Origin of the sequence: Methylobacterium sp. J-067, from assembly GCF_022829465.1 — a bacterium.
In the GTDB taxonomy this organism is placed as follows: domain Bacteria; phylum Pseudomonadota; class Alphaproteobacteria; order Rhizobiales; family Beijerinckiaceae; genus Methylobacterium; species Methylobacterium litchii.
The window spans coordinates 170229-194143 of sequence record NZ_JAKSXZ010000110.1; the positions used below are offsets into that span (position 1 = coordinate 170229).

Consider the following 23915-nt stretch of genomic DNA (forward strand, 5'->3'; position numbering starts at 1 on the left):
CCGCGACGGGCGCCCTTGGCCGGTTGCGGCGCTCGGGGTACACCCGGCGCAAACCGCACCCGCGCGACGAAGACCTTCCCATGTTGATGCAGACACGAACCGAGGCGCCTCCGGCCGATCCGGTGGCCCGGCGGCGGACCTTCGCCATCATCTCCCACCCGGATGCGGGCAAGACGACGCTCACCGAAAAGCTGCTGCTGTTCGGGGGCGCGATCCAGCTCGCGGGCGAGGTGAAGGCCAAGCGCAACCGCGTCTCCACCCGCTCGGACTGGATGGGCATTGAGAAAGAGCGCGGCATCTCCGTCGTCACCTCGGTGATGACGTTCGAATACGGCGATTGCGTCTTCAACCTCCTCGACACGCCGGGCCACGAGGACTTCTCGGAAGACACTTACCGAACCCTCACCGCCGTCGACTCGGCCGTGATGGTGATCGACGCCGCCAAGGGCATCGAGGCGCGGACGCGCAAGCTGTTCGAGGTCTGCCGCCTGCGCGACATCCCGATCGTCACCTTCGTCAACAAGCTCGACCGCGAATCGCGCGACCCGTTCGACCTGCTGGACGAGATCGAGAAGACGCTCGCCCTCGACGCCGCCCCGGTGACGTGGCCCATCGGCTCGGGCCGCAACTTCTCCGGCACGTACGAACTCGGCATGAACCGGGTCCGCCGCCTGGACGCCGCCGACGACGCCGGGACCGTGCCGGTTTCGGGGCCCGACGATGCGCTGTTCGATGAGCTTCTGACCGAGAACGGCGCCGCCGACGCGTGGCGCGAGGAAGTCGAACTCGCTCAGGGCGGCCTGAAGGCCTTCGACCTCGACGCCTTCCGCGAGGGCCACCTGACGCCGGTCTTCTTCGGCTCGGCGCTGCGCAATTTTGGCGTTCGCGACTTGATCGACGGCCTCGCCAAGGTTGCGCCGGCCCCGCGTGGCCAGGATGCCGACAAGCGCCGGGTGGAGCCCACCGAGGCGCGGATGACCGGCTTCGTGTTCAAGATCCAGGCGAACATGGACCCGAACCACCGGGACCGCATCGCCTTCATGCGGGTCTGCTCGGGCAAGCTGAACCGGGGGATGAAGGCGAAGCTGGTGCGCACCGGCAAGCCGATCTCGCTCTCGGCCCCGCAGTTCTTCTTCGCGCAGGACCGCGCCATCGCGGACGAGGCCTTCGCCGGCGATGTGGTCGGCATCCCGAACCACGGGACGCTGCGCATCGGCGACACCCTCACGGAGGGCGAGGAGATCGTGTTCCGGGGCGTCCCGAGCTTCGCGCCGGAAATCCTGCGCCGGATCAAGCTCACGGACGCCATGAAGGCCAAGAAGCTGAAGGAGGCGCTTCAGCAGATGGGCGAGGAGGGCGTGGTACAGGTCTTCGTGCCCTACGACGGCAGCCAGGCCATCGTCGGCGTGGTCGGCGCCCTGCAGCTCGATGTGCTCAAGGAGCGATTGCAGGCGGAATACGGCCTGCCCGTCGATTACGAAACCTCGCGCTTCACCGTCTGCCGGTGGGTGTCGTCGGATTCGGACGTCGCGCTCGACAAGTTCATCGACAGCCACGGCTCGGCCATGGCCAGCGACCTCGACGGGGCGCCGGTCTTCATGGCCTCAACCGCGTTCTCGTTGCGGTATGAAGAAGAGCGCTACCCGGACGTGCGCTTCACCGACGTGAAGGACTACCAGAAGCGGGCGGAGTGAGAGGCCGCGCCGCCTAGTATTTCCCGAGCATCGGGAATTCCTGCGAGAGGGTCGATTGCGCCGCGATCGGCGCCTCGCGCTTGCGCGGCTTCCGGTTGATGACGTTCTTCAGCTTCGTCTTGAGGACGGCGATGTCGAACGGCTTCAGGATGAACGCGTCCGCCCCGGCCTGGTGGGCGAGGTTGATATCCTCGAACTCGAAGGACGACTCGGTCAGGATGAAGGGCGTGTTCATCAGGTTGTCGTCGCCGCGGATCTCCCGTAGCAGCGTCAGCCCGTCCATCGGCTCCATGTCGAGATCGGAGATCACGAGGGCGTATCGGCGGGTCCGCAGCTTCTCCAGCGCCTCGGGCCCGTTCGTCACGCCTTCCACATCGGGGAAGCCGATGCGCGACAGCAACATCACCACGAGGCGCAGCAGCTTCTCCTGGTCGTCCACGACGAGGATCGGCGGGTGTTCGATGGGCTCGCTCATGGAACCTCAGACGAAAAGATGATCGATGCCCTGGCGGGACATCGCGTCGGCCTGGAGCGCCATCGCCAGACTCTGGATAGCGGACGGTTTGGGCGTTCCGCGTTGGAACATGGGCAGCAGGTTGGCCTTGGCGAAGAGCGTGTCGTTCGGCGCTCCGCGTTGAGCACACTTGAACGAATGGACGAATTCGCGCTTGGCGATTTCCCGCCACTCGCAAATCTGCACCTCCCGGTGCCGCTGGTCGGCGTTTATGCGTTCGAAGGTTTCCTGCACCGAAGTGCGTTCGCCCTCCACGATCTGCGCGGCGAAGTTGGCCTCGATGATCAGGAAGCTCGTGATCACCGCGAACTCGTTCTTCTTCTGCGCGACACGGGTGATGTCGTCGATCTGAGCCGAACGCTTGGCCAGATCGGCCGACAGGGTGAGCCGCGAGAAGTAGATGATGTGGACGAGGCTCGTCCGCTTGGCCCGCATGTCCCGCTGTCCGCATCCCCGGCCGGCCGCGACTCGACCCGAAGCCGGCACCTCGCGGGATGATCGCTGAGGTGAAATAACGTGCCGTAAACGCCGGGCGACAAAGCGATCTTCTCCCCGATCAGAATCGACGCCAGACCCTGCAATTTTTGCCGGCCCGGCCGCGACTGCCCGGCGCCGGATGCCGGGTTGGCCAGGCGCTTCTGGAAAAGATCGATCTATTACAATGGTTTAGGTTTGGCATGGGGGTTGCGGCGGGAAGCCGTTGCGTTGGCCCTCGTGCCGGGAACCATGTGCCATGGATATCTTTTCCGCTTTGCAGACCTCGGTGTCGGGTCTCCAGGCGCAGTCCTACGCGATCAGTAACATTTCCGGGAACATCGCGAACTCCCAGACCACCGGCTATAAGCGCGTCGACACCAGCTTCATCGACCTCATGGCCGAGCAGACCTCCAAGCGTGAGGTCGCGGGCACGGTGCTGGCACAGGCGCAGCTCACCAACACGATCCAGGGGAACGTGGTCTCCTCACAGGTGGCGACGAACATGGCCATCAACGGCCAGGGCTTCTTCACCGTGCTGCAGAAGACCGGCGACGCCAACGGGCAGGCGAGCTTCGGCAGCCAGACGCTCTTTACCCGCCGCGGCGACTTCGCGCCGGACAAGGACGGCTACCTCGTCAACGGGGCGGGTGATTACCTGACCGGCCAGAACATCGACCCGGCCACGGGGCAGGCCACGAGCACCGGCCTCATCAAGATCGCGAACTCGACCCTGCCGGCCAAGGCGACGACGACGATCTCCTATGCGGCCAATCTGCCGGCGACGCCGACCACGACGAATTCGACCACCTCCGGCTCGGACCTCTATACGCCGGCCGATCCGGCCTCGGTCCTGCTGAGCTCCACCGGCACGGCCACGCAGATCGCGAGCGGCGACGCCGCCAACTTCGTCAACAGCAGCATCGCCGGGCCGGCGGTGACGGGCTACACCTCCACCGGCGCTCCGGTCACGGTCACGACCCGCTGGGCCAAGGTCCAGGATTCCAACACCGGCACGAGCCCGGCGACGCCGTCCGTCTGGAACCTCTATTACCAATCGGACACGACGGCCTCGGCCTCGAAGAGCGCGTGGACCAATGCCGGCTCGGCCTTCACCTTCGACTCGGCCGGGCAGCTCACCAGCCCGACGGGCGGCAGCATCAGCATCCCGAACCTGACGGTTAGCGGCACCAACCTCGGCAACGTCTCCCTGAATTACGGACAGACCGGCCTGACGCAGTACGCCGACGCCTCCGGCTCCGCGACCACCAACACCCTGACGCAGGACGGCTACACCTCCGGCACGCTGTCCAGCGTGGCGGTCACCGCTGACGGCAAGATCAACGGGACCTTCTCCAACGGGTCGGTGGTGGGCCTCGCCTCGGTTGGCTTCGCGCGGTTCACGAACCCGGACGGCCTGAAGCCCGATACCAACGGCCATTACTTCCAGACGGTGGATTCCGGCTCGCCCCTCGCCGGCCTCTCCGGCAGCACCATCGTCGGGGAGAGCACCGAACAATCCAATACGGACATTGCTTCGGAATTCTCAAAGATGATCGTAACCCAGCAGGCGTACTCTGCGAACACGCGGGTCATGTCGACCGCGCAGACGATGATGAGCGACCTCCTGAACGTGATCCGGTGATCGGACACACTCTCGTCTCGTAGGAAAGGGCCACGCCCGTGGGCATGGACGCGCTCTGGACCGCTACGGCGGGCCTCAAGGCGACCCAGGCGGCGATCAGCGTCGTCTCGCAGAACGTCGCCAACGCTGGCACGGCCGGCTACGTCCGCCGGACCATCGACACCGTGTCGACGGCGCCGGGCAATACCGGCGTGGCCTCCGGCGCGGTGACGCGCAGCTTCGACGCTGCTGCCCTGAAGCAGCTGCGCTCCGAGACGGCCGGGGCGGCCTACACGGCCACCCGCTCCAGCATCACGAGCCAGCTCGACAAGCTCTACGGCACGCCGGGCACGTCGAGCGCCCTCGACGGCGTGTTCAACACCTTCACCCAATCGCTACAGGAACTCTCCGCGAGTCCGACCTCGGCCGCCGCCCGCAGCACCGTGCTCAGCAACGCCACGACCCTGGCGAGCCAGATCAACAGCGCCGCCTCCACGGTGCAGGATCTCCGCACCGGCATCGAGGCGCAGCTCGGCACCGACACGGCGATGGCGAGTTCGCTGCTGAAGAACATCGCGGCGCTGAACTCCAAGATCCAGAACACCACCGACGCCTCGTCCAAGGCCGACCTTCAGGACCAGCGCGATCAGTCGATCAACAGCCTGTCGAGCTACATGGACCTCAACACGGTCGATCAGCGCGACGGCACTGTGACCGTGCTCACCGGGTCGGGCGTGACGCTCGTGGACCGCGGCAACGCCGCGACCCTCAGTTTCGACGGGCACGGCACTCTGAACGCGTCGTCCAGCTACTCGACGGATTCGTCGAAGCGCACGGTCGGCACCATCACCGCCACGACGCCCGGCGGCGGTCAGATCGATCTCGGCGCCCCCGGCGCCCTGCGCTCGGGCTCGCTCGCCGCCGGGCTCGAACTGCGCGACACGACCCTGCCGCAGGCGCAGCGCCAGCTGGATGACCTCGCCGCCGGCATGGCGACCTCGCTCACCAACAAGACCGTCACGTCCACGACGAACCCGGCCCAGGTCAACCTGTCGGGCATCCAGGCCGGCAACACGCTGACGATCCCCGTGACCTTCACGGATGGCAGCGTGCGCAACGTGACGCTCGTGGCCGCCAACGGCGCCAGCAAGGCCGTCGATCCGTCGCTGACGACCGACGCCACGAGCTTCGCGCGGACCTTCGATATCTCGTCGGGCACCGACCTCCAGACCTCGATCAATGCCGCCCTCTCCGCCATGAGCGCGGATGCGACGAAGGCCGGCTACAAGAACGTCCCGTCGATCACGGCGAGCGTCACCGGCACGACCGTGAGCCTCGCCGGCGGCGCCAACACGACGGTCGGCGGCGCGACCGCCAGCATCACCCAGCCGAAAGGCGTTTCGGACTTCGCCACCGGCTACCCGCAGATCGCCCTATTCACCGACGGCGCGAGCGCCCTCTACACCGGCAGCGTCGATTCCAGCGCGCAGATCACCGGGTTCGCCCAGCGGATCGCGGTGAACACGAACCTCACCAACAATTCCGCCTACCTGACGGCGTCCGGTGCCAGCGACCTGACCGCCTCCGGGACGCGTGCGCAGGCGCTGTTCACATCGCTGACCGTGACGCCGCAGACCTTTTCCTCCGCAAGCGGGATCGGCGGCGTCACCGCGCCCTACTCGTCGTCCGTGTCGCAATTCGCGCAGGACATCATCTCCGCGCAGGGCGCCGCCGCCAGCGCGGCCACGTCCCTCGACAGCACCCAGCAGGTGGCGCTCTCCACCGCGCAGAGCCGCTTCTCCGCCTCCGCCGGGGTGAACATCGACTCCGAGATGTCGAACCTCATCGCCCTTCAGACGGCCTATGGCGCGAACGCTCGTGTGCTCACGGCCGCCCGCGACATGCTCAACCAGCTGCTGCAGATCTGATGACAACCATCGCGCCTTTCGCGGCCGGCAGCTACATCGCCAGCCGCAACACTTCTCAGCTCCTCACGCTGAAGTCGCAGCTGAGCGACCTCACGAACCAGTTGAGCAGCGGCCTTACCGCGCAGAGCTACGGCGGCCTCGGCAGCGGACGCACCGCCGCGCTCTCGGCGCAGGCGTCGATCAGCGCCCTTAATGGCTACAGCGCCGTCATCGACACCGCGCAGACCCGCGCCAAGCTCGGCACGGCCAGCCTCACGCAGGTCGCGACGGTGGCGGCCGACACCAACACGACCCTTCAGAACGGCCTGCAAAGCACCTCGACCGATACGCAGGCGGCCAAATCGACCGCCCTCAACAACCTCAACGCCGCGCTCGATGCCCTCAACCAGTCGGATGGCAGCGTCTACCTGTTCGGCGGCAAGAATGGGTCCACCCCGCCGGTGCTCGATGCCAGCACGATCCTCTACGGGACGAGCAACGCCAACGGGACGGTCGATGGCCTCTCGACCATCGTCAAAGAGCAGGTCGCCGCCGATCTCGGCCCGAACCAGGATGGCCGGCTCGCCTCGAGCGTGACGGGCAGCGTCGTCTCGCTGACGGAGGGCGCCAGCTCACGCTTAGCGGCACCGAACGGACCCTTCGGCTTCTCCGTCGGCGGCGCCGTGGCGAGCAACACCGCCTCGATCACCTTCGCGCAGAATGCGACGGCCGGCACCTCCTCGCTGACGGTGGCGAACCAGCCCGCCTCCGGCGACACGGTGACGGTGACGCTCACCCTGCCGGACAAATCGACCACCTCGATCACCCTGACCGCGACGTCCTCGGCCACGACGTCGGGGGCGAACACCTTCGCCATCGGGGCGAACACCGACGCCACCGCCTCGAACCTGAAGGCCGCCCTCGCCAGCGCCATCGGCAACGCCGCCACGACGACGCTCTCGGCCAGCGCCACGGCGCGCGCCTCCACAAACTTCTTCGCTGCCTCCAGCGATGCCGGCACGACGCCCCGGCGGGTCTACACGGATCCGACCACGGGCGGGCCGACCTACGCCTACCCGACCACCACGCCCGCGACGGCGGTGAAGCAATCCGTGGTCTGGTACCAGGGCGAGAGCGGCACCGACGCCACCGCCCGCGCGTCGCAATCCTTCCAGATCGGCTCCAGTGCCACAGTTCAGCTCGGCGCGCGGGCGAACGAGACGCCGATTCAGAACGTGCTCGCGGGCCTCGCCACGGTTGCCCTGGGCATGCCGACCGGCAGCACGGCGAGCAACGCGGAGGCCTATCAGGCCGTGGTCGCCCAGGCGACGCCGCTGCTCGCGGCCAACGCCACCGGCGACAGCGTTCAGGACATGGTCACCGACTTCAGCCTCGCCTCGGCGCGGATGTCGAACGCCAAGACCGCCAACGCCGCCCAGCAGAGCACCCTGCAGGACACGGTGGACGGCATCGAGCAGGCCTCGACCGAAGAGGTGGCCACGAAGCTGCTCGATCTGCAGACACGCTTGCAGGCAAGCTACCAGATCACGGCCTCGCTCTCGAAGTTGTCATTGGTCAATTACATCTCGTAACGCATCACGGGATCGCCGGACGACGGTGAAACTTCACACTGTCGCCGTTTTTGAGGCGTGTCTGACGGCATCGGACGGTTCGCGCGTGGCGTGACCGCGCCGAACCAGCCTCTCCATCGGCGGAAAGCCGGATAAGACCGCTAGTGATCGGGTGTCGGATGACGTCTCGCGAGCCTGTCGAAGAGATCCGCCGTCTCGGGGCCGCCAACGCCATCGGGGCCATCGTGCTTGCGGAGGAGGTCGTCGACACGCATGTCGCCGGCTTCGCGAACAGGGCGGAACGGTCGCTGGCCCTCGACGCGCTCTTTCGCGACCTCGCCCGGCTGCGCCGCCGGGAGCCGCGCCTCGACGGGTTCATCACCGAGATCGAAGGCTACCTCGACTCGCTCCACCGCGACCTCGTCGGGCTCGCAGCCTGATGCGCCGGGCGTTGCTGGCTCTCGCCTCCCTGCTCGTCGGTAGCGCGGGCGCCAACGCCCTCGACCTCGATCTGGCGAAGATCGCGCCGACCATGGAGGCCTGCCCCGGCCGTCCGGGCTTCGTGCGGATGCCGGGCGCTCCGAATTGCACCCGCCTATCGGGCCGGGTCGCGGCGGGCGTCGATGGTCGGACCGGCACGGGCGGGACTGCCACGCGGCCGGTCGTGGCCGGCCGCATCGCCATCGACAACAGGGCGGACACCGATTTCGGCGAGGTCCGCACCTATGTCCGCGTCGGCAACGGCCGACGCTGAACCGTCAGAGCGAGCGCGACACCACCAGCGGGCCGCTGCGCGAGCCGCGTCCGTAGGGGGAGGGTGCCGTCCGCGCGGCCCCGTAGCCGGCGGGCGCCCGCGACTTGGCGATGTCGTCCGCCAGCGAGCGGATCAGCCCTTCGCAGACCGTCCGGGCCGTGGCGAGCACGGCCTGGTTCGCCTCGACGGCGGTGGTGAAGGTCTTGTGCGCCTCGCGCAGGCTGGTGACGCCCTGCGGATAGAGCCGCGCCATCGCCACGGCGTTCGCCTTGGCCGCCTCCAGCCCCTGCATGTAGGCGGCGGCGAGTTCCGTCTTTGGCTCGGCGGCCACGACGCCGGCCTTCAGGCGACCGGCGCGGATATGGGCCGCCTCCTCGTCCAGCACGGACTTCAGGGCGTTCATGTTCGCGAGGATGCCCGCGACCAGCGCCTCGGCGCCGGCCCGGTCCACCAGCCGCAACGGTTCAGGCGCCGGCATTGGTCGCCCCCTGCATCTTCATCATCTCGCGGAACACCGAATCGGCGATGCCCACGCCGCCACTCTGCACGATCTTGTTGGCGTATTCTTTCGTGAGCATCGACCGGTACACCCCGCCGCCCGTGCCGTTCTCGCCCAGCGGCCCGTCCGTGCCGTCGGATTGGGTCATGCGGTCGAGGCTGTTCTCGAGGAACATCTTCTCGAAGTCGGTGGCGGTCTTCTTGACCTTCGTCGCGCTGCCCGGGCTGACATTCGTCGAAGCGGTGTTTTCGGCGACGCTTCCCGCGATGGACTTCGCGACCCCGATGGCGGCGCTCGCCGCGATGCTGGCTAGCTGGATCATGGTCTCTCCCCCTCACATGAGTTCGATATCGGCCTGAAGCGCGCCCGCCGACTTGATTGCCTGCAGGATCGAGATCAGGTCGCGCGGGCCGACGCCCAGGGCATTGAGCCCGTCCACAAGGTCGCGCAGGCTGACGCCCTCCTTCACCAGGGCGAGCTTGTTGCCGTCGCCGGTATCGACCTTCACCCCCGTGCGCGGCACCACCGCCGTCTGGCCGTTCGAGAACGGCGCGGGCTGGCTCACCTGCGGCTGCTCGGTGATCGTGACCGTCAAGTTGCCCTGCGCGATGGCCACCGTGGAGACCCGCACGTCGCGGCCCATCACGATGATGCCGGAGCGCTCGTCCACCACCACGCGGGCGGCCTGATCCGGCTCGACCTTCAGCTGCTCCACCTCGGTGATGAGCCGCATCATGTTGCCGTGATACTTGCCGGGGATCTGGATCGTGACGGTGGCCGGGTCGGTGGGCTCGGCGGTGTCGGCGCCCATGAAATCGTTGATCGCGGAGGCGATCCGCTTCGAGGTGGTGAAATCCGGGTTGCGCAGGGACAGGCGCAGGTTGCGCGCGTCGCTCAGCTTGAACGCGATCTCGCGCTCGATGTTCGCGCCGTTCGAGATGCGCCCGTTGGTCGGCACGCCGCGGGTGATCTTGGCTGCGTCGCCCTCGGCCGAGAAGCCGGCGATGGCGATGGACCCCTGCGCCAGGGCGTAGACCTCGCCGTCGGCGCCAAGCAATGGCGTCACGAGGAGCGTGCCGCCCTGGAGGGATTTCGCGTCGCCCAGCGAGGACACGGTCACGTCGATCCGCGTGCCCTGGGCGGCGAAGGGCGGGAGGTTCGCCGTCACCATCACCGCCGCGAGGTTCTGCGTGCGCATCGTGGCGCCACGCGTGTTCACGCCGAGCCGTTCCAGCATCGCTTGCAACGACTGCTTGGTGAAAGGGATGTTGTTCAGGGTGTCGCCAGTGCCGTTGAGACCGACGACGATGCCGTAGCCGACGAGCTGGTTCTGGCGCACGCCTTCGATGGAGGCGAGGTCCTTGACCCGCGACAGAGCGAGGGCCGGCACGGCAAAGGCCATCAGCGTCACGAGCGCTGCGGCGAGGACCGGGATCAGGCGGGTCGTCGGAAGACGGAATTGCATGCCGGGTTCGGTGAGGTGGCGGGGCCTGTTCCGATAACGCCAGCGCCGTGCCAACCGGGCCAAACCCGTAAGTCGCTGTTTCCGCACCGTTTCCGTGTTGGGCCGCCTGGGTGTGGCCGGGCCGGTTCTTGCCGACCCGGCAGGTTCTGCCGCCCCGTTTACTGCCGCTTAACCCTGCCGGGCCGAGTGTCGGCTCACCCCTTCCGGCACCGTACGAGATGATGCGCGTCGATTCCCGCCAGCCGATCCGGACGACCGTCGGCGTCTCGGCCGGGCGACGCGACGGGGTGCGGGGCTTCAGCCTCGACGCCACGCCGGACGCGCCCTCCCACACTTCGGCCCCCGCCGGCCCCGCGACGCTCGCCGGGCTCGACGCCGTCCTCCTGCTTCAGACCGAAACCGACACTCCCCAGGAACGCCGCCGCCGCGCCGCCCGCCGGGGCCACGACCTCCTCGACGGGCTCGACCGCCTCAAGGCGGCGATCCTCGGCGGCCGGGTGGGCGCGGGCGAGCTGCGCGCCGTGGCCTCCCGCCTCGCCGAACGCGCCGGCTCTTCCGGCGATCCGCGCCTCGACGGCCTAATGGCCGAAATCGAGCTTCGCACGGCTGTGGAACTGGCGAAGCTGGAGATGCAGCGGGGGATGTGAGGCCGCGCTACCCCAACCGCCGCCGCAGACCGCCGGCCGCCGGTTGCGGGGCGCCGGGGGCGGTTTCCGCGCCGAGATCGGGCACGGCGATGATCGGCGCGCCGCGCAGGTCGCGGCGGGTGACGATGGCGCCGCGCTCTTCGAGGAAGGCGAGCATCCGCCGCGCCCGCCCGCCCGAACTGGTGCCGTAGGCCTCCGCTAGCGCTGCATCGGTGGGGCAGGGCGCGCCCTCGATGGCCGCGCGGGCAACCACGAGGAACAGCCCGGCGAGGTCGTCGGGCAGGCCGGCGGCGATCTCTTGCGCCTTCTCCCAGCCCGAGCCGTCGCTCACCTCGCTCCCGCCCTCGGCCCGCGCCACGGCGAGGCGGCGCTTGAACTCGGGCAGCGACAGGGCCTCGCCCCGGATTCGGCGGATGCGGCAGCGGACGGTGAAGTCCTGGTAGAGGGTCGCGGGCGTGCAGGTGCCCGCATCCGCATCGGTGATGACTGAGTGCATCACCTCGGCGATGATCGCGTCGCGCTCGGCCGGATCGAGGGCGTCTCCCTCCGGCTCCTCGGAGGGAGCCGGCGGACGGTAGGAGGCGAGTTGCGACAGCACGTCCTGCACCGGGGCGGGCTTGGGCTGGCGGCGCACAGGCGGCGCCTCGCCGCGGGGCTCCGGCGTCAGGATCAGGGCGCGGGCGTCCTCGATGTCGCTGGGCAGCGGAAGCAGGCCCGGCGCGGCGGCGCGGCTCACCGTCTCCGTCGCCCCCACCGCGATGGTCATCGGGCGGCGAGACAGGGCGGGCCCCAGCCCCACGAACTGGCCGCGCGGGAGATCGCGAAAGGTCTCGGCCTGCCGCCGCTCCATGCCGAGGAGGTCGGCGGCGCGCGCCATGTCGATGTCGAGGAAGGTGCGGCCCATCAGGAAGTTCGAGGCTTCCGCCGCGACGTTCTTGGCGAGCTTGGCGAGGCGCTGAGTGGCGATCACCCCCGCCAGCCCGCGCTTGCGCCCGCGACACATCAGGTTCGTCATGGCGCCGAGCGACAGGCGGCGCGCCTCGTCCGAGACCTCGCCGGCCGCCGCCGGGGCGAAGAGCTGCGCCTCGTCCACCGCTACCAGCACCGGGTACCAATGCTCCCGGTCGGCATCGAACAGCCCGCCGAGGAAGGCGGCGGCGGCGCGCATCTGGCCGTCCGCGTCGAGGTTGTCGAGGGTCAGCACCACGGACACCCGGTGGACGCGGACCCGCGCCGCCACGCGCTGAAGCGCGGCGTCGTCGCCATCGGCCTCCACCACGACATGGCCGTAGCGCTCCGCGAGGCTCGCGAAATCGCCCTCCGGGTCGATGATGGCCTGCTGGACGTAGCCCGCGCTCTGTTCGAGCAGCCGGCGCAGCAGGTGCGACTTCCCGGAGCCGGAATTGCCCTGCACCAGAAGGCGCGTGGCGAGCAGTTCGGTCAGGTCGAGGAGAGCCGGGCGGTCGCCCGTCAGTCCGAGATCGATGTCGCAGCGCATGCCGCCCCTTTACCACGCCTTGTGCCCGAGAGGCGGGTCCGCCATGCGCCTGTCCACGGCTTCGCGCCTGGACCGGCGGCACAGGGCCGGGTAATCGCCACGCCCCACCCCACACGAACGATCGGATTCCCCCGATGGCGGCCTGCGGCCTCGACTTCGGCACGTCGAACACGACCCTCGGCCACCGTGCGCACGGCGGCCCGGCCCTCCTGCCGCTGGAGGGGAGCCATGTGACGGTGCCGAGCGCGATCTTCTTCGAGCCGCGTCGGGATCCGCTGATCGGCCGCGCGGCGACGGCCGCCTATGTCGCGGGCAAGCCCGGCCGGCTGATGCGCGGGCTAAAATCGGTGCTCGGCACGCCGCTCATCGAGGAGGCGACGCCGGTCGGCCGCGAGCGGCTGCGTCTGCGGGACGTCATCGCCCGCTACATCGCCATCGTGAAGGCCCGCGCCGAGGAGCAGGCCGGCACGACCTTCGACGCGGTGGTCCACGGGCGCCCCGTCCATTTCGTGGACGGCGACCCGGAGGGCGACCGCCGCGCCGAGAACGTCCTGCGGGAGATCGCCCGCGAGGTCGGCTTCCGCGACATCGCGTTCCAGTACGAGCCCATCGCCGCCGCCCTCGACTACGAGCGGCAGGTGGAGCGGGAAGAGATCGCGCTCATCGCCGATATCGGCGGCGGCACCTCGGACTTCTCCATCGTGCGGCTCTCCCCCGAGCGGCGGCGTCAGGCCGACCGGGCGGCGGACATCCTCGCCAACGACGGTGTGCGGATCGGCGGCACCGATTTCGACCGACAGCTCAGCCTCGCGACGGTGATGCCGCTGCTCGGCTTCGGCAGCCCGATGAAGCGCGGCGACCTCGACGTGCCGGGGGCCTATTACCACGACCTCGCCACCTGGTCGGCGATCAACCGCCTGTATGACGGGCGCACCTTGCGCGAGATCGACGACGTACTCCGCAACTGCGCCCGGCCCGACCTCGTCGGGCGCCTGCGCACGGCAGTTGAGGAGGAGCGCGGCCACGCCCTCGCCGGGACGGTCGAAGCCGCCAAGATCGCGGCCTCCGAGACCGGCGATGCCGCCATCGACCTCGGGCCCATCGAGCGCGGCCTCTCGGCCTCCCTCGACCGGAGCGGCCTCGCCACGCAGACGGACGGGCTCGCCCGCGCCGTCGCCGCGCGAATCGGCACGTGCCTGCGACAGGCGAATTTGCCGGCCGAGCGGATCGACGCGCTGTTTCTCACCGGCGGCTCGACGGGGCTGCCGCATCTGCGCGCCGCCCTGGCCGCCTGCCTGCCGGAGGCGCGGATCGTGGCCGGTGACACGTTCGGGTCGGTGGGCCTCGGCCTCACCATCGCGGCCGAAACCCTCGCCGGGCGCTCCCGCGCCGACGCCTGAACTGTATTGCAGGCAATTCAGTTGTCGGCGACGCTCAAAGGCATCGCCCCTTCGCGGGAAACGTCGCGACATAAACCATTATCGTCACAGTGACGGAAGACCTGCCGTAAATTCGCCGACTCACCCTCGATCCTTAGATTGTATTAGTCCTTGATCAACGATTTGTGATTAGGTTTTGACCTGTCCAAAGGGGTCAAAGGCCATGCAGAAGATCTTTTCCGCATTTGTAAAGGATGAGGGCGGTGCCACCGCCATCGAGTATGGAATGATCGCCGCGCTGATCGCGGTGGTGATCATCGGGACGCTGCAGGTCATCGGAACCCAGCTGAACGCCAAGTTCGGCTCGATCTCGGCCCAGCTGCAGTGATCTGACCGGTTTGGGGCGAAGCCGCGTGTTGACGTGGCTGCCCCGATTTCCGAAAAGGCGCGCCGCTTAGGGGAGTCAGGCGGCCCGGCCGCGCCGCCGAATGCTATTCAACTCCTACGTCTTCCTGCTCGCCTTTCTGCCCGCCGCCCTCGTGCTGCATGGGCTGGTGGCGCGCGCCGCGCCAAAATGGCGGCTGCCGCTCCTCGTCCTGCTGTCGTCCGTCTTCTACGGATGGTGGGACCTGCGCTTCGTGCCGCTGCTCGGCGGCTCGATCCTCGTCAACTGGCTGGTCGCCCGCGCCTTCGGCCGGCGTCCGCTGGCGTGGCTGATCCCGGCTGCCATCGCCGGCAACCTCGCCCTGCTTGGCCTGTTCAAATACGCAGATTTCCTCGCCGACCTCGCGAACCGGATTCCAGGGCTCGACGCGCCGCGCCTTGGGCTCGCCCTGCCGTTGGGCATCTCGTTCTTCACCTTCCACCACATCATGTACCTCGCGGACCTGCGGGCGGGCCGCGCGCCGTCCTTCGGGCTGGTGAAGTACGCGCTCTACATCTCCTTCTTCCCGCAGGTGCTGGCGGGGCCGCTGGTGCGCTGGTCGGAGATCATGCACCAGTTCGAGGAGCGCCCCTACGCGCGCCCCGATGCCGCCGAGCGGTTCGGGCGGGGGCTGATCCTCCTCGCCTTGGGCCTCGCCAAGAAAGTGTTCCTGGGCGATCCGCTCGCGGCCTACGTCAACCCGGTGTTCCAGGCGGCGGCGCAGGGCAAGGCCATCGCGCTAGGTGAGGCGTGGCAGGCCACCCTCGGCTTCACCTTCCAGATCTACTTCGACTTCTCCGGCTACACCGACATGGCGCTCGGCATCGCGCTGATGTTCGGCCTCGTCTTGCCGCAGAACTTCGATGTGCCCTACCGCGCGACCTCCCTCCAGGATTTCTGGCGGCGCTGGCACATGACCCTGTCGCGGTTCCTGCGCGACTATCTCTACATCCCGCTGGGAGGGAACCGGCACGGGCTGCCCCGTCAGGTCGGCGCGCTGTTCGCCACCATGGCGCTGGGCGGGCTGTGGCACGGCGCCGGCCTCACCTTCCTCGCCTGGGGGGCGCTGCACGGGGCGGGGCTCGGCGCCGGCCTGCTGACCCGTCGTGCCGGCCGGCGCATCCCAGCGCCCCTCGGCTGGCTGATGACCGGACTGTTCGTCGCCTTGACCTGGGTGCTGTTCCGCGCGACCTCGTTCGACGCGGCGCTCGCCATCTACAGGGGCCTCCTCGGGTTCACTCCCGGCGTCTCGGAGTTCAAGTGGCGGGCCATCGCCGTGGCGGGCCTCGTCGCGACGGTGGGGCCGACCGCCTGGAATGCGGTCCACCGCCTGCCGCCCCGGCGCAGCCTCGCCCTGGCCGTCGCGCTGCTGTTCGTGCTCGTGCTGCTCAAGATCGGCGACGACGCGAACTACGAATTTATCTACTTCCAGTTCTGAGGATGGCGGGCGGCCTCTTCAACTCGGAGCGGCGCTGGCGCGGGTTCGCCATGGCCGTGCTGCTCGGCACCGCCGGCCTGCTGGCGAGCTATCTGGCCCTCGCCGTGATCGTCGATCCCTACGAGACGGGGCGGGTGAGGCTTCTGTCGCGCGGGGCGATCCGGCCGCAGGGACCGCGCACCGCCATCGCGTGGCGCGGCCGCGACCCCGCCTTCGAGGGGGCGCTGATCGGCAATTCGCACCTGCAATTGATCAAGCCCTCGGTCCTGACCGAGCGGACGGGTATCCCGTTCGTGCAGCTCACCATCCCGGCCACGGGCGCGGCCGAGCATCTCGCCGTGCTGCGCTGGTTCCTGCGCAACCACCCGAAGCCGGCGGCCATCGTGCTCGGCGCCGACGCCTTCTGGTGCGCCGACGACCCCAGCTTCCCGAACCCGAACCCCTTCCCGTTCTGGCTGATCGGCGACTGGCCCGGCTATCTCGTCGGCCTCCTGCGCCTGCCCGCCGCCGAAGAGGTGGCGAGCCGCATCGGCTGGCTGTTCTCGAAGAAGCGTCCGAAGGCCCCCGCCGACGGCTGGTGGAACTACGAGCCGGATTACCTCGCCCTCGGCTTCGGGCGCGATCCGGTCCTGATCGCCCGGCTCGACAAGCCCGTCGGCGCGGAGCCGGAGCCCCACCGGGGCGGGCCGTTCCCCATCGCGGAGGCGTTCCGCGTCGCGCTCGCCGCAATCCCGCAGGAAACGCCTGTCGTGCTGCTGATGCCACCGGTCTACGCGGCCGGCGAGCCCCCGGCCGGCTCGCCCCGCGCGAAGGCCGAGGCCGCCTGCCGGGCGACGATCCGCGCGGAACTCGCCCGCCACCGCCTGAGCGCGGTGGTGGACTGGCGGGACGGACGCCCTCCGCTGACGGACCCGAGCCTGTTCTTCGACCAGACCCATTACCGCCTGCCGGTGGCGCGGGAGATTGGCGCTGAGATCGCCAATGCGATCATTCATTTGCGGGCGAATGACGCAGATTGAGGCTCGTGACCGTGGCAACCAAGCCGCACGCAACGACGCAGTGCGGCCGAGGCCGGATGGAACGTCACCCCCGCGTTGTGGTGGCTCCGAGCCTCGACTATACGGCACTCGAATTATCGCCGCACACCGGCCACCCTATTCGGAAGAGGGCTTCGCATGGCGAAGGTGACTCTGGAGGACGGCTACGTCCCGTCCGACGCCGAGCCCTTCATGAATGAAAGGCAGCGCGAGTATTTCCGCCGCAAGCTACTGAATTGGAAGAGCGAGATCCTGCGCGAAGCCCAGGATACGCTGACGGCGCTGCAGAGCGAGAACGAGAACCACCCCGACCTCGCCGACCGCGCCTCCTCCGAGACCGACCGCTCCATCGAGCTGCGCGCCCGCGACCGCCAGCGCAAGCTGACCGGCAAGATCGACGCCGCTTTGGCGCGTCTCGAAGACGGGTCCTACGGCTATTGCGAGGAGACCGGCGAGCCGATCTCCCTCAAACGCCTCGATGCGCGGCCCATCGCGACACTCTCGCTGGAAGCGCAGGAGCGGCACGAGCGCCGCGAGCGCGTCTATCGCGACGATTGATCGGGCCTTCGGCAACCCTATCCTCGATGGGCGCGATGGCGCGCCTTTCGGAGCTTCCATGAGATCCCTGCTGGCCGTCGCGCTGATCCTCGCCCTGGGCGCCTGCGGGGAGTCGAAGCCCGGCCCCGCCGGCCCGCCCGGCCCGAAGGGCGACCAAGGCCCCGCCGGTCCGCAGGGACCCGCCGGCCTCAACGGTGCGACCGGCGCCAGCGGCCCCGCCGGCCCGCAAGGCCCGAAGGGCGAACAGGGGCAAGCCGGCCCCTCGCCCAACAGCCAGATCCGCCTCGACGTGGCCTGCCGCAAGGACGAGGAACTGATCGGTGCCTATTGCCGGGGCATGTCGGTGCTGCCCTCGGTGAGCGTCACCGATGGGGTCGCGACGGTGGCCTGCATCGACCTCGCCTCGAAGCCCGCCAAGGACGCCACACCCGTGGCCGTGTGCATGAGGAAGCCGTGAGACGCGCCCCGATCCTCCTCGCCGCCCTGCTCGCCACGGCGCCCGCCCTCGCCGAGCCCTTCGTGCCGGGCGACCAGCAGGCGGTCGATCTGGTGAAGACGCACATCACCGACGGCTACGTCACCGTGGCGCGGACCATCGCCCATGCGGAGCGGATCAGCCGGGGCGCCTTCGCCCTCACGGGCTATGAGGTGGAGCAGCTGCCGAACGAGCCGTTCAAGCATGTCCGCATCTGCTACCGGCTCGGCATCGACCCGCCCGCCTGCCCGGTGGAATATCTGGTCGGCACCTACCCGCCCCATGTCGAGCCGTCCGACCGCTATGACGGGATCGGCCGCGATCTCGAACACGGGCCGCGCGCCTTCCTGAGGGCGCTCGCCCGCGAGGCCGCGTTGCAGCGCCAGCCGGAGATGCTGCGCCGGATCCAGGCGGCCCTCGATCCGTACAACCCCTACGACTGGCGATAGCGCCCGTTCAGAGCAGGCGCGGGAAGCCGAGCAGCCGCTGCGGCGCGAAGGGCGCGATCGGCACCGCCGGCTCCCGCCCCATGGCGAGGTCGGCGACGATCTCTCCCGTGATCGGGCCGGTCGAGAGCCCGATATGCCCGTGGCCGAAGGCGAAGATCAGTCCCGTGTGGCGGGGGGCATGGCCGATCACCGGCATCCCGTCCGGGGTCGCGGGGCGCGAGCCGAGCCAGAACTCGTTGTCGAGGGGACCGCCGAGGCGCAGGGTTTCCGCCGCCTCCCGGCTCGCCGCCTCGATCTGCGAATGGTTCGGCTTGGCGTGGCGTGCGTTCAGTTCGACGCCCGAGAGCACGCGCACCCGATCCGGCCCCATCGGCGCGATGATCGACGCCGCCCCGGTATCGAGGACGGGGCAGGTGAGCGGCGGGCTGTCCGGGTGCAGCGCGTAATGCCGGTGGTAGCCGCGCTCGGCGGCGATCGCGAAACGGTAGCCGAGGTCCCTCGTGAGGGTGCCCGAGGCGGCCCCGGCGGCGAGTACGACCTGCTTCGCCGCGAGCGTCCCGCCGTCATGCGTCACGCTCCAGCCCTCGCTTCCCGGGGTGAGGCGGGTGACGCTGCCGCGGATGCGCCGGCCGCCGCTTTGGGCGAACAGAGCTTCGCAGGCCTCGATGAGCCGGCCGGGCTCGCGCACGGAGCCGGTCTCGGTGAGGAGCATCCCGCACGCGTAGCGGCGCACGAGGGCGGGTTCACGCTCGCGGAGGGCGTCGCCGTCCAGGATCTCGAAGGCGACCCCGTGGCGTTGGAGGATGTCGCGTTCGAGCGCCGCGCCGGCGAATGCCTCCTCAGTGCGGTAGGCCTTGATCCAGCCGGTGCGGGCGAGGCGATCCGTGGTCCCGGCCCTGGCGGCGAGCCGTTCGTGGGCGGCGTAGGCAGCGCTGGTGAGCGGCAGGAGCGAGGCGGCGGCCTCGCGCCAGCGCGATTCCCGCGCGCTCGCCAGGAAATGCGTGAGGTAGGGGAGGATGCGCGGCAGGTGCGGGTAGTCGAGACGCAGCGCCCGGTCGGCGTTGCGCAGATAGGCCGGGAACTTGCCCCATAACGCGGGGCTCGCCATCGGCAGGATCGAACCCCGGCTCACCACCCCGGCATTGCCGTAGGAGGTGCGGGCCCGCGCCTCGCCGGGATCGCAGAGGACGACGTCGAGGCCGCGCTCGCGGAGCGCCAGGGCGGAGGCGAGGCCGACCATGCCGCCGCCAATGACTGCGATATCCGCACGCTCAACCATTCCGCCACCGCTGCCAGGCCGCCCGAACGCCGCCTTGTGGCGGATTCGGACGGTCCCGAACAGATGCATTGGCGGAATGGCTCCGCTGTCAGGACCCGCCGCCGGCCGCGCCCCCGGCGCCCTCCTGCGGAACAGCGCGGCTCGGCTGCCCGGCATTGCCGCCCACCGCCGAGTCGGTGGTGATGGTGGCGGCGCCGGTGCCGGAGCGGGCGATGGTGGTGTTGGCGCCGGGGCCGCTATTCTGCGTATCGGGCGCCACCACGACCGTGCTGTTCGGCGGTGTGGTCGGCGCGACCGCCTGGGGCGGGCCGATGTCGCGCGGTGGCGCAGGCTTGTTGTTGGACCCCTGCGCCAGGGCTTCGCCCGCTGCGAGGGAGAGGATCAGAATCAACGCTGTCCGCATCGGTCACCCCGTAAGTTGGAGGCCGCCAGAACGGCCGGGCACCCGCCCTGTCGGCGGGGTCGCGTGCCCTCGGGATGGCTCACGCTCCCGTGAACACGCGCAGTCAACGTCGAGACCGGCGTTGTGTTTCACGCTGAGCCGGCACGATCCGGGCTGGGAGTTTCGCGGGGGTTTGCTAAGGAGCGGCCATGACCCTCGTGCGCTTCGCCCCGTCCCCGACCGGCTATCTCCACATCGGCAATGCTCGGCCGGCGCTGCTCAACGCCCTGTTCGCCCGGCGGAACGGCGGAAAGTTCCTCCTGCGTCTGGACGACACCGATCTCGCCCGGTCCACCGAGGCGTTCGCGCAGGCCGCGCGCGAGGATCTGGAATGGCTCGGCATCGTGCCGGACCTGTTCGCCCGGCAGAGCGACCGTAAAGCGGAGCACGATGCCGCCGCCGAGCGGCTGAAGGCGGCGGGGCGGCTCTACCCCTGCTACGAGACCCCGGAAGAGTTGGACCGCCGCCGCAAGCGCCAGCTCGGCCGGGGCCTGCCGCCGATCTACGACCAGGCGGCCCTCAAGCTGACGGCGGAGGAGCGCGCCGCCTTCGAGGCCGAGGGGCGGCGCCCGCATTGGCGCTTCCTGCTGGAGGCCCGCACCGTGTCCTGGGACGACCTCGTGCGCGGGCCGGCGCATATTGACTGCGCCTCGCTTTCCGACCCGGTGCTGATCCGCGAGGACGGCACGTACCTCTACACGCTGCCCTCCGTGGTGGACGACATCGACTTCGGCATCACCCATGTGATCCGGGGCGAGGACCATGTCACCAATACCGGCGTGCAGGTGCAGATCTTCGAGGCTTTGGGCGCGCCCGTGCCGGTCTTCGGCCACCACAACCTGCTGACCACGGCGGACGGGGAGGGGCTGTCGAAGCGGCTCGGCCACCTGTCCCTGCGCGGCCTGCGCGAGGCGGGCTACGAGCCCGCCGCCGTGCGCTCCCTGGCCGTGCTGACCGGCTCGGCGGAATCGGTGCGGGCGGTGGAGGGCTTCGACGAACTCGCTGGGCTCATCGACCTCTCCGAGATCTCCCGCGCCCCGGCGAAGTTCGACGAAAGCGATCTCGATGGGCTCAACGCCCGCATCGTCCACGCCATGCCCTACGCGGAGGCCGCCGAGCGGCTGCGGGCGATGGGCGTGCCGGACGATCAGGCCGAAGCCTTTTGGCTCGCCGTGCGCGCGAACCTCGGCAAGGTCGCGGAGGCCGCCGAATGGTGGCGCGTGGTCGAAGGTCCCGTCGCGTCGCGCATCGAGGATGCCGCCCTGATCGCCGCCGCCCGCGAAACCCTGCCGGAAGAGCCCTTCGACGGCGAAACGTGGAAGGCCTGGACCGGAGCGGTGAAGGCCCGCACGGGGGCGAAGGGGCGGGGGCTGTTCATGCCGTTGCGCCTCGCGCTGACGGGGCTCGAACACGGGCCGGACCTCGCCGGCCTGCTGCCGCTGATCGGCCGGGAGCGGGCACTCGCGCGACTGTCGGTTTAGGGAAAGGTCGCCTTAACCATCCGGGCGCGAGATTCGGCCGTCCGGAAGGGAGTGATTCAGGCATGACCGAACTGACGCACGAGAATGCGCACGCCGTCGACCGGCTGACCCTGCACCTGTTGCAGGACGCCTATTTCGATGTGGTCGCAGTCCTGCGCGGCGCCCAGCCCAAGGCCGCCGCTGCGATCCTGGCGGTGATGGAGCAGCGCGTGGCCAACACCCTCACGCGCATCGAACGGGACGAGGACGCCTCGGGCGTCGTGACCGCCGTGGGCGCGCGGCTCGATGCCATCATGAAGCAGGCGCACGGACCGGTGGCCACGGCCAGGGCCGCCTGAGCAGAGCGGCGGCAGGCAGGAGGGCGGCCGGTCGGTGACAGGACCGCCCACCCTTGCTATGCGGCTGACGCGTCCGGTACCCCATCGACCGATCCCCATCGCGGTGTCCGCGAATCGGCCGTGACGCGGCGGGGACGGGCCGGACCGAAGCTCTGAGAACTTTCGAATGAACATCTTCGCCCAGTTCGAGGCGCGTGTGCGCGAGGCCCTCGAGGCGCTGACCCGGAACGGGACGCTGCCGGAGGGATTCGATTTCGGCCGCGTGGTCGTCGAGCCGCCGCGCGACCCGTCCCACGGCGACCTCGCCACCAACGCCGCCCTGGTGCTGGCCAAGGAGGCGAAGACCAACCCGAAGGTGCTGGGCGAGGCGCTGGCGCAGGAACTACGCGCCGATCCCCGCGTGGCCGAGGTGTCCCTCGCCGGGCCGGGCTTCATCAACATGCGCCTGCAGCCGGGCGTGTTCCACGAGGTGGTCCGCGCCGTCCTGGCCGATCCCGCCGGCTTCGGCCGGGTGCGTCTGCCGGGCGGGCCGGTGAACGTCGAGTACGTCTCCGCGAACCCGACCGGGCCGATGCATGTCGGCCACGGGCGCGGCGCGGTGTTCGGCGACGCCCTGGCGAGCCTGCTCGTCGCCGCTGGGCGCGACGTGACGCGCGAATACTATATCAACGACGCGGGCGCGCAGGTCGATGTGCTGGCCCGCTCGGCCTACCAGCGCTACCGCGAGGCCCTGGGCGAACCCTTCACCATCGGGGAGGGGCTGTATCCGGGCGATTACCTGAAGCCGGTGGGCGAGGCCCTGGCGCAGAGCCACGGCCGGGCGCTCCTCGACAGGCCGGAGGCCGAATGGCTGCCGGCGGTGCGCGACGTCTCCGTGGCGATGATGATGGACATGATCCGGCAGGATCTCGCGGCCATCGGCATCAAGCACGACGTGTTCTTCTCCGAGCGCAAGCTTCACGAGAGCGGCGCCGTGGGCGCCCTGCTGAACGATCTGCGCCAGCGCGGCCTCGTCTACGAGGGCCGGCTGCCCCCGCCCAAGGGCCAGTTGCCCGAGGATTGGGAGGACCGGGAGCAGACCCTGTTTCGCACGAAGGATTTCGGCGACGACACCGACCGTCCGCTGCTGAAGTCGGACGGCAGCTTCACCTACTTCGCCGCCGACATCGCCTATCACCGCGAGAAGGTGCTGCGCGGCGCCGAAGAGATCATCGACGTGCTCGGCGCCGACCATGGCGGCTACGTGAAGCGCATGCAGGCGGCGGTGAAGGCGGTGAGCGACGGCAAGGCCGTGCTCGACGTGAAGCTCTGCCAGCTCGTGCGGCTTCTGCGCGCGGGCGAGTCCGTGAAGATGAGCAAGCGGGCCGGCGAGTTCGTGACGCTGCGCGACGTGATCGACGAGGTCGGCCGCGACGCGATCCGCTTCATGATGCTTTTCCGCAAGAACGACGCGACCCTCGACTTCGACCTCGCCAAGGTGGTCGAGCAATCGAAGGACAACCCGGTCTTCTACGTGCAGTACGCCCATGCCCGCGTCCGCTCGGTGCAGCGGCAGGCGCGCGAGGCGTTTCCGGGCGCCGACCTCACGCCTGCGTCACTGTTGGCGGAAGCCGACCTCTCGCCGCTGAGCGATTCGGGCGAGGCCGAGATGATGCGGCTGATCGCCCAGTACCCACGGGTGATCGAATCGGCTGCGATGGCCCACGAACCCCATAGAATCGCGTTCCACTTGTATGAGATGGCAGCTTCGCTGCACGGTTTCTGGAACAAGGGCAAAGACTTGCCGCAATTACGGTTTGTTAATGCAACGGATCGAAAGTCCACATGGGCGAGGTTGGCGCTCGTCGAGGCCGTTCGATCGGTGTTGGCCGACGGTCTCAGCCTCCTCGGAGTGAGCGCGCCGGACGAGATGCGCTAGCCCAAATCGTACCGGTGAGGCACCGGTCCGCCACTGGTTGAGGATGCTGC

25 protein-coding genes are annotated in these 23915 nt (G+C 69.3%); 17 read left to right on the forward strand and 8 right to left on the reverse strand.

What is annotated here, in order from left to right:
* The first annotated feature begins 80 nt into the window (after nucleotides 1-80).
* A complete protein-coding gene (locus tag MKK52_RS15895) occupies nucleotides 81-1694 on the forward strand; it encodes a peptide chain release factor 3 (protein WP_243955437.1) in 1614 nt (537 codons plus the stop codon).
* A 13-nt stretch (nucleotides 1695-1707) separates the two neighbouring features.
* Here the strand turns inward: MKK52_RS15895 and MKK52_RS15900 are convergent, their stop codons facing one another.
* Both MKK52_RS15900 and MKK52_RS15905 read right to left on the reverse strand, forming a co-directional pair.
* Nucleotides 1708-2169 (reverse strand): response regulator, encoded by a 462-nt coding sequence (locus MKK52_RS15900; protein ID WP_243955438.1) that lies wholly within the window; start codon nucleotides 2167-2169, stop codon nucleotides 1708-1710.
* A gap of 6 nt (nucleotides 2170-2175) precedes the next feature.
* Nucleotides 2176-2643 (reverse strand): BLUF domain-containing protein, encoded by a 468-nt coding sequence (locus MKK52_RS15905; protein WP_243955439.1) that lies wholly within the window; start codon nucleotides 2641-2643, stop codon nucleotides 2176-2178.
* A 298-nt stretch (nucleotides 2644-2941) separates the two neighbouring features.
* Here MKK52_RS15905 and MKK52_RS15910 point away from each other — a divergent pair, with 298 nt between their 5' ends.
* The 5 genes from MKK52_RS15910 to MKK52_RS15930 all read left to right on the forward strand — a co-directional run bounded on the left by MKK52_RS15910 (nucleotide 2942) and on the right by MKK52_RS15930 (nucleotide 8538).
* On the forward strand, nucleotides 2942-4327 hold the full coding sequence (locus MKK52_RS15910; RefSeq protein ID WP_243955440.1) for a flagellar hook protein FlgE: 1386 nt from the start codon (nucleotides 2942-2944) through the stop codon (nucleotides 4325-4327).
* A gap of 38 nt (nucleotides 4328-4365) precedes the next feature.
* Complete coding sequence (gene flgK / locus MKK52_RS15915; protein ID WP_243955442.1) at nucleotides 4366-6234, forward strand: flagellar hook-associated protein FlgK; 1869 nt, start codon at nucleotides 4366-4368, stop codon at nucleotides 6232-6234.
* The gene (locus MKK52_RS15920) at nucleotides 6234-7805 is read left to right on the forward strand and encodes a flagellin (RefSeq protein ID WP_243955444.1); all 1572 of its coding nucleotides are present in this window, start codon (nucleotides 6234-6236) and stop codon (nucleotides 7803-7805) included. Before flgK ends, MKK52_RS15920 begins: the two co-directional genes overlap by 1 nt.
* A 158-nt stretch (nucleotides 7806-7963) precedes the next feature.
* Nucleotides 7964-8224, forward strand: a complete 261-nt coding sequence (locus MKK52_RS15925) for a hypothetical protein (protein WP_243955446.1) — start codon at nucleotides 7964-7966, stop codon at nucleotides 8222-8224.
* Entirely contained in the window at nucleotides 8224-8538 is a 315-nt protein-coding gene (locus MKK52_RS15930; RefSeq protein ID WP_243955448.1) for a hypothetical protein, read from the forward strand. The genes MKK52_RS15925 and MKK52_RS15930 overlap by 1 nt, the downstream gene beginning before the upstream one ends.
* A 4-nt stretch (nucleotides 8539-8542) precedes the next feature.
* Here the strand turns inward: MKK52_RS15930 and MKK52_RS15935 are convergent, their stop codons facing one another.
* Genes MKK52_RS15935 through MKK52_RS15945 form a run of 3 tightly spaced genes read right to left on the reverse strand, consistent with a single transcriptional unit; the run spans nucleotide 8543 to nucleotide 10502 of the window.
* The gene (locus tag MKK52_RS15935) at nucleotides 8543-9016 is read right to left on the reverse strand and encodes a hypothetical protein (protein ID WP_243955450.1); all 474 of its coding nucleotides are present in this window, start codon (nucleotides 9014-9016) and stop codon (nucleotides 8543-8545) included.
* Nucleotides 9003-9359, reverse strand: coding sequence for a rod-binding protein (locus MKK52_RS15940; protein ID WP_243955452.1), 357 nt, complete (start codon nucleotides 9357-9359; stop codon nucleotides 9003-9005). The genes MKK52_RS15935 and MKK52_RS15940 overlap by 14 nt, the downstream gene beginning before the upstream one ends.
* A gap of 12 nt (nucleotides 9360-9371) precedes the next feature.
* Complete coding sequence (locus MKK52_RS15945; protein ID WP_409564683.1) at nucleotides 9372-10502, reverse strand: flagellar basal body P-ring protein FlgI; 1131 nt, start codon at nucleotides 10500-10502, stop codon at nucleotides 9372-9374.
* Between the two features lie 221 nt (nucleotides 10503-10723).
* Between MKK52_RS15945 and MKK52_RS15950 the strand changes: the two genes are divergently transcribed.
* Entirely contained in the window at nucleotides 10724-11149 is a 426-nt protein-coding gene (locus MKK52_RS15950) for a flagellar assembly protein FliX (RefSeq protein WP_243955453.1), read from the forward strand.
* A gap of 7 nt (nucleotides 11150-11156) precedes the next feature.
* Here MKK52_RS15950 and MKK52_RS15955 read toward each other — a convergent pair whose 3' ends face one another.
* Nucleotides 11157-12647 (reverse strand): ATP-binding protein, encoded by a 1491-nt coding sequence (locus MKK52_RS15955; protein ID WP_243955455.1) that lies wholly within the window; start codon nucleotides 12645-12647, stop codon nucleotides 11157-11159.
* A gap of 134 nt (nucleotides 12648-12781) precedes the next feature.
* Between MKK52_RS15955 and MKK52_RS15960 the strand changes: the two genes are divergently transcribed.
* From MKK52_RS15960 to MKK52_RS15990, 7 genes are all read left to right on the forward strand, one after another.
* Nucleotides 12782-14047 carry an Hsp70 family protein gene (locus tag MKK52_RS15960; protein WP_243955458.1) on the forward strand — a complete coding sequence of 422 codons (1266 nt, stop codon included), beginning with the start codon at nucleotides 12782-12784 and terminating at the stop codon, nucleotides 14045-14047.
* Between the two features lie 202 nt (nucleotides 14048-14249).
* Nucleotides 14250-14414, forward strand: coding sequence for a Flp family type IVb pilin (locus MKK52_RS15965; RefSeq protein WP_243955460.1), 165 nt, complete (start codon nucleotides 14250-14252; stop codon nucleotides 14412-14414).
* A gap of 100 nt (nucleotides 14415-14514) precedes the next feature.
* Nucleotides 14515-15888, forward strand: a complete 1374-nt coding sequence (locus tag MKK52_RS15970) for an MBOAT family O-acyltransferase (protein ID WP_243955462.1) — start codon at nucleotides 14515-14517, stop codon at nucleotides 15886-15888.
* Nucleotides 15889-15890: 2 nt separating this feature from the next.
* A complete protein-coding gene (locus MKK52_RS15975; protein ID WP_243955464.1) occupies nucleotides 15891-16907 on the forward strand; it encodes a hypothetical protein in 1017 nt (338 codons plus the stop codon).
* 156 nt (nucleotides 16908-17063) lie between these two features.
* Nucleotides 17064-17483 (forward strand): RNA polymerase-binding protein DksA, encoded by a 420-nt coding sequence (gene dksA / locus MKK52_RS15980; protein WP_243955466.1) that lies wholly within the window; start codon nucleotides 17064-17066, stop codon nucleotides 17481-17483.
* Nucleotides 17484-17541: 58 nt separating this feature from the next.
* Nucleotides 17542-17940 (forward strand): collagen-like protein, encoded by a 399-nt coding sequence (locus MKK52_RS15985; RefSeq protein ID WP_243955468.1) that lies wholly within the window; start codon nucleotides 17542-17544, stop codon nucleotides 17938-17940.
* Nucleotides 17937-18407 carry a hypothetical protein gene (locus tag MKK52_RS15990; protein WP_243955470.1) on the forward strand — a complete coding sequence of 157 codons (471 nt, stop codon included), beginning with the start codon at nucleotides 17937-17939 and terminating at the stop codon, nucleotides 18405-18407. The genes MKK52_RS15985 and MKK52_RS15990 overlap by 4 nt, the downstream gene beginning before the upstream one ends.
* Nucleotides 18408-18414: 7 nt before the next feature.
* Here MKK52_RS15990 and MKK52_RS15995 read toward each other — a convergent pair whose 3' ends face one another.
* Together MKK52_RS15995 and MKK52_RS16000 are read right to left on the reverse strand one after the other, a co-directional pair.
* A complete protein-coding gene (locus MKK52_RS15995) occupies nucleotides 18415-19686 on the reverse strand; it encodes an NAD(P)/FAD-dependent oxidoreductase (RefSeq protein ID WP_243955472.1) in 1272 nt (423 codons plus the stop codon).
* Nucleotides 19687-19774: 88 nt separating this feature from the next.
* Complete coding sequence (locus MKK52_RS16000) at nucleotides 19775-20089, reverse strand: hypothetical protein (protein WP_243955474.1); 315 nt, start codon at nucleotides 20087-20089, stop codon at nucleotides 19775-19777.
* Between the two features lie 188 nt (nucleotides 20090-20277).
* Between MKK52_RS16000 and gltX the strand changes: the two genes are divergently transcribed.
* The 3 genes from gltX (at nucleotide 20278) to argS (ending at nucleotide 23865) form a co-directional block, all read left to right on the forward strand.
* The gene (gene gltX, locus MKK52_RS16005; RefSeq protein WP_243955476.1) at nucleotides 20278-21609 is read left to right on the forward strand and encodes a glutamate--tRNA ligase; all 1332 of its coding nucleotides are present in this window, start codon (nucleotides 20278-20280) and stop codon (nucleotides 21607-21609) included.
* Between the two features lie 62 nt (nucleotides 21610-21671).
* Nucleotides 21672-21947 (forward strand): hypothetical protein, encoded by a 276-nt coding sequence (locus MKK52_RS16010; RefSeq protein WP_243955478.1) that lies wholly within the window; start codon nucleotides 21672-21674, stop codon nucleotides 21945-21947.
* Nucleotides 21948-22113: 166 nt separating this feature from the next.
* Complete coding sequence (argS, locus tag MKK52_RS16015) at nucleotides 22114-23865, forward strand: arginine--tRNA ligase (protein WP_243955480.1); 1752 nt, start codon at nucleotides 22114-22116, stop codon at nucleotides 23863-23865.
* Nucleotides 23866-23915 lie beyond the last annotated feature (50 nt).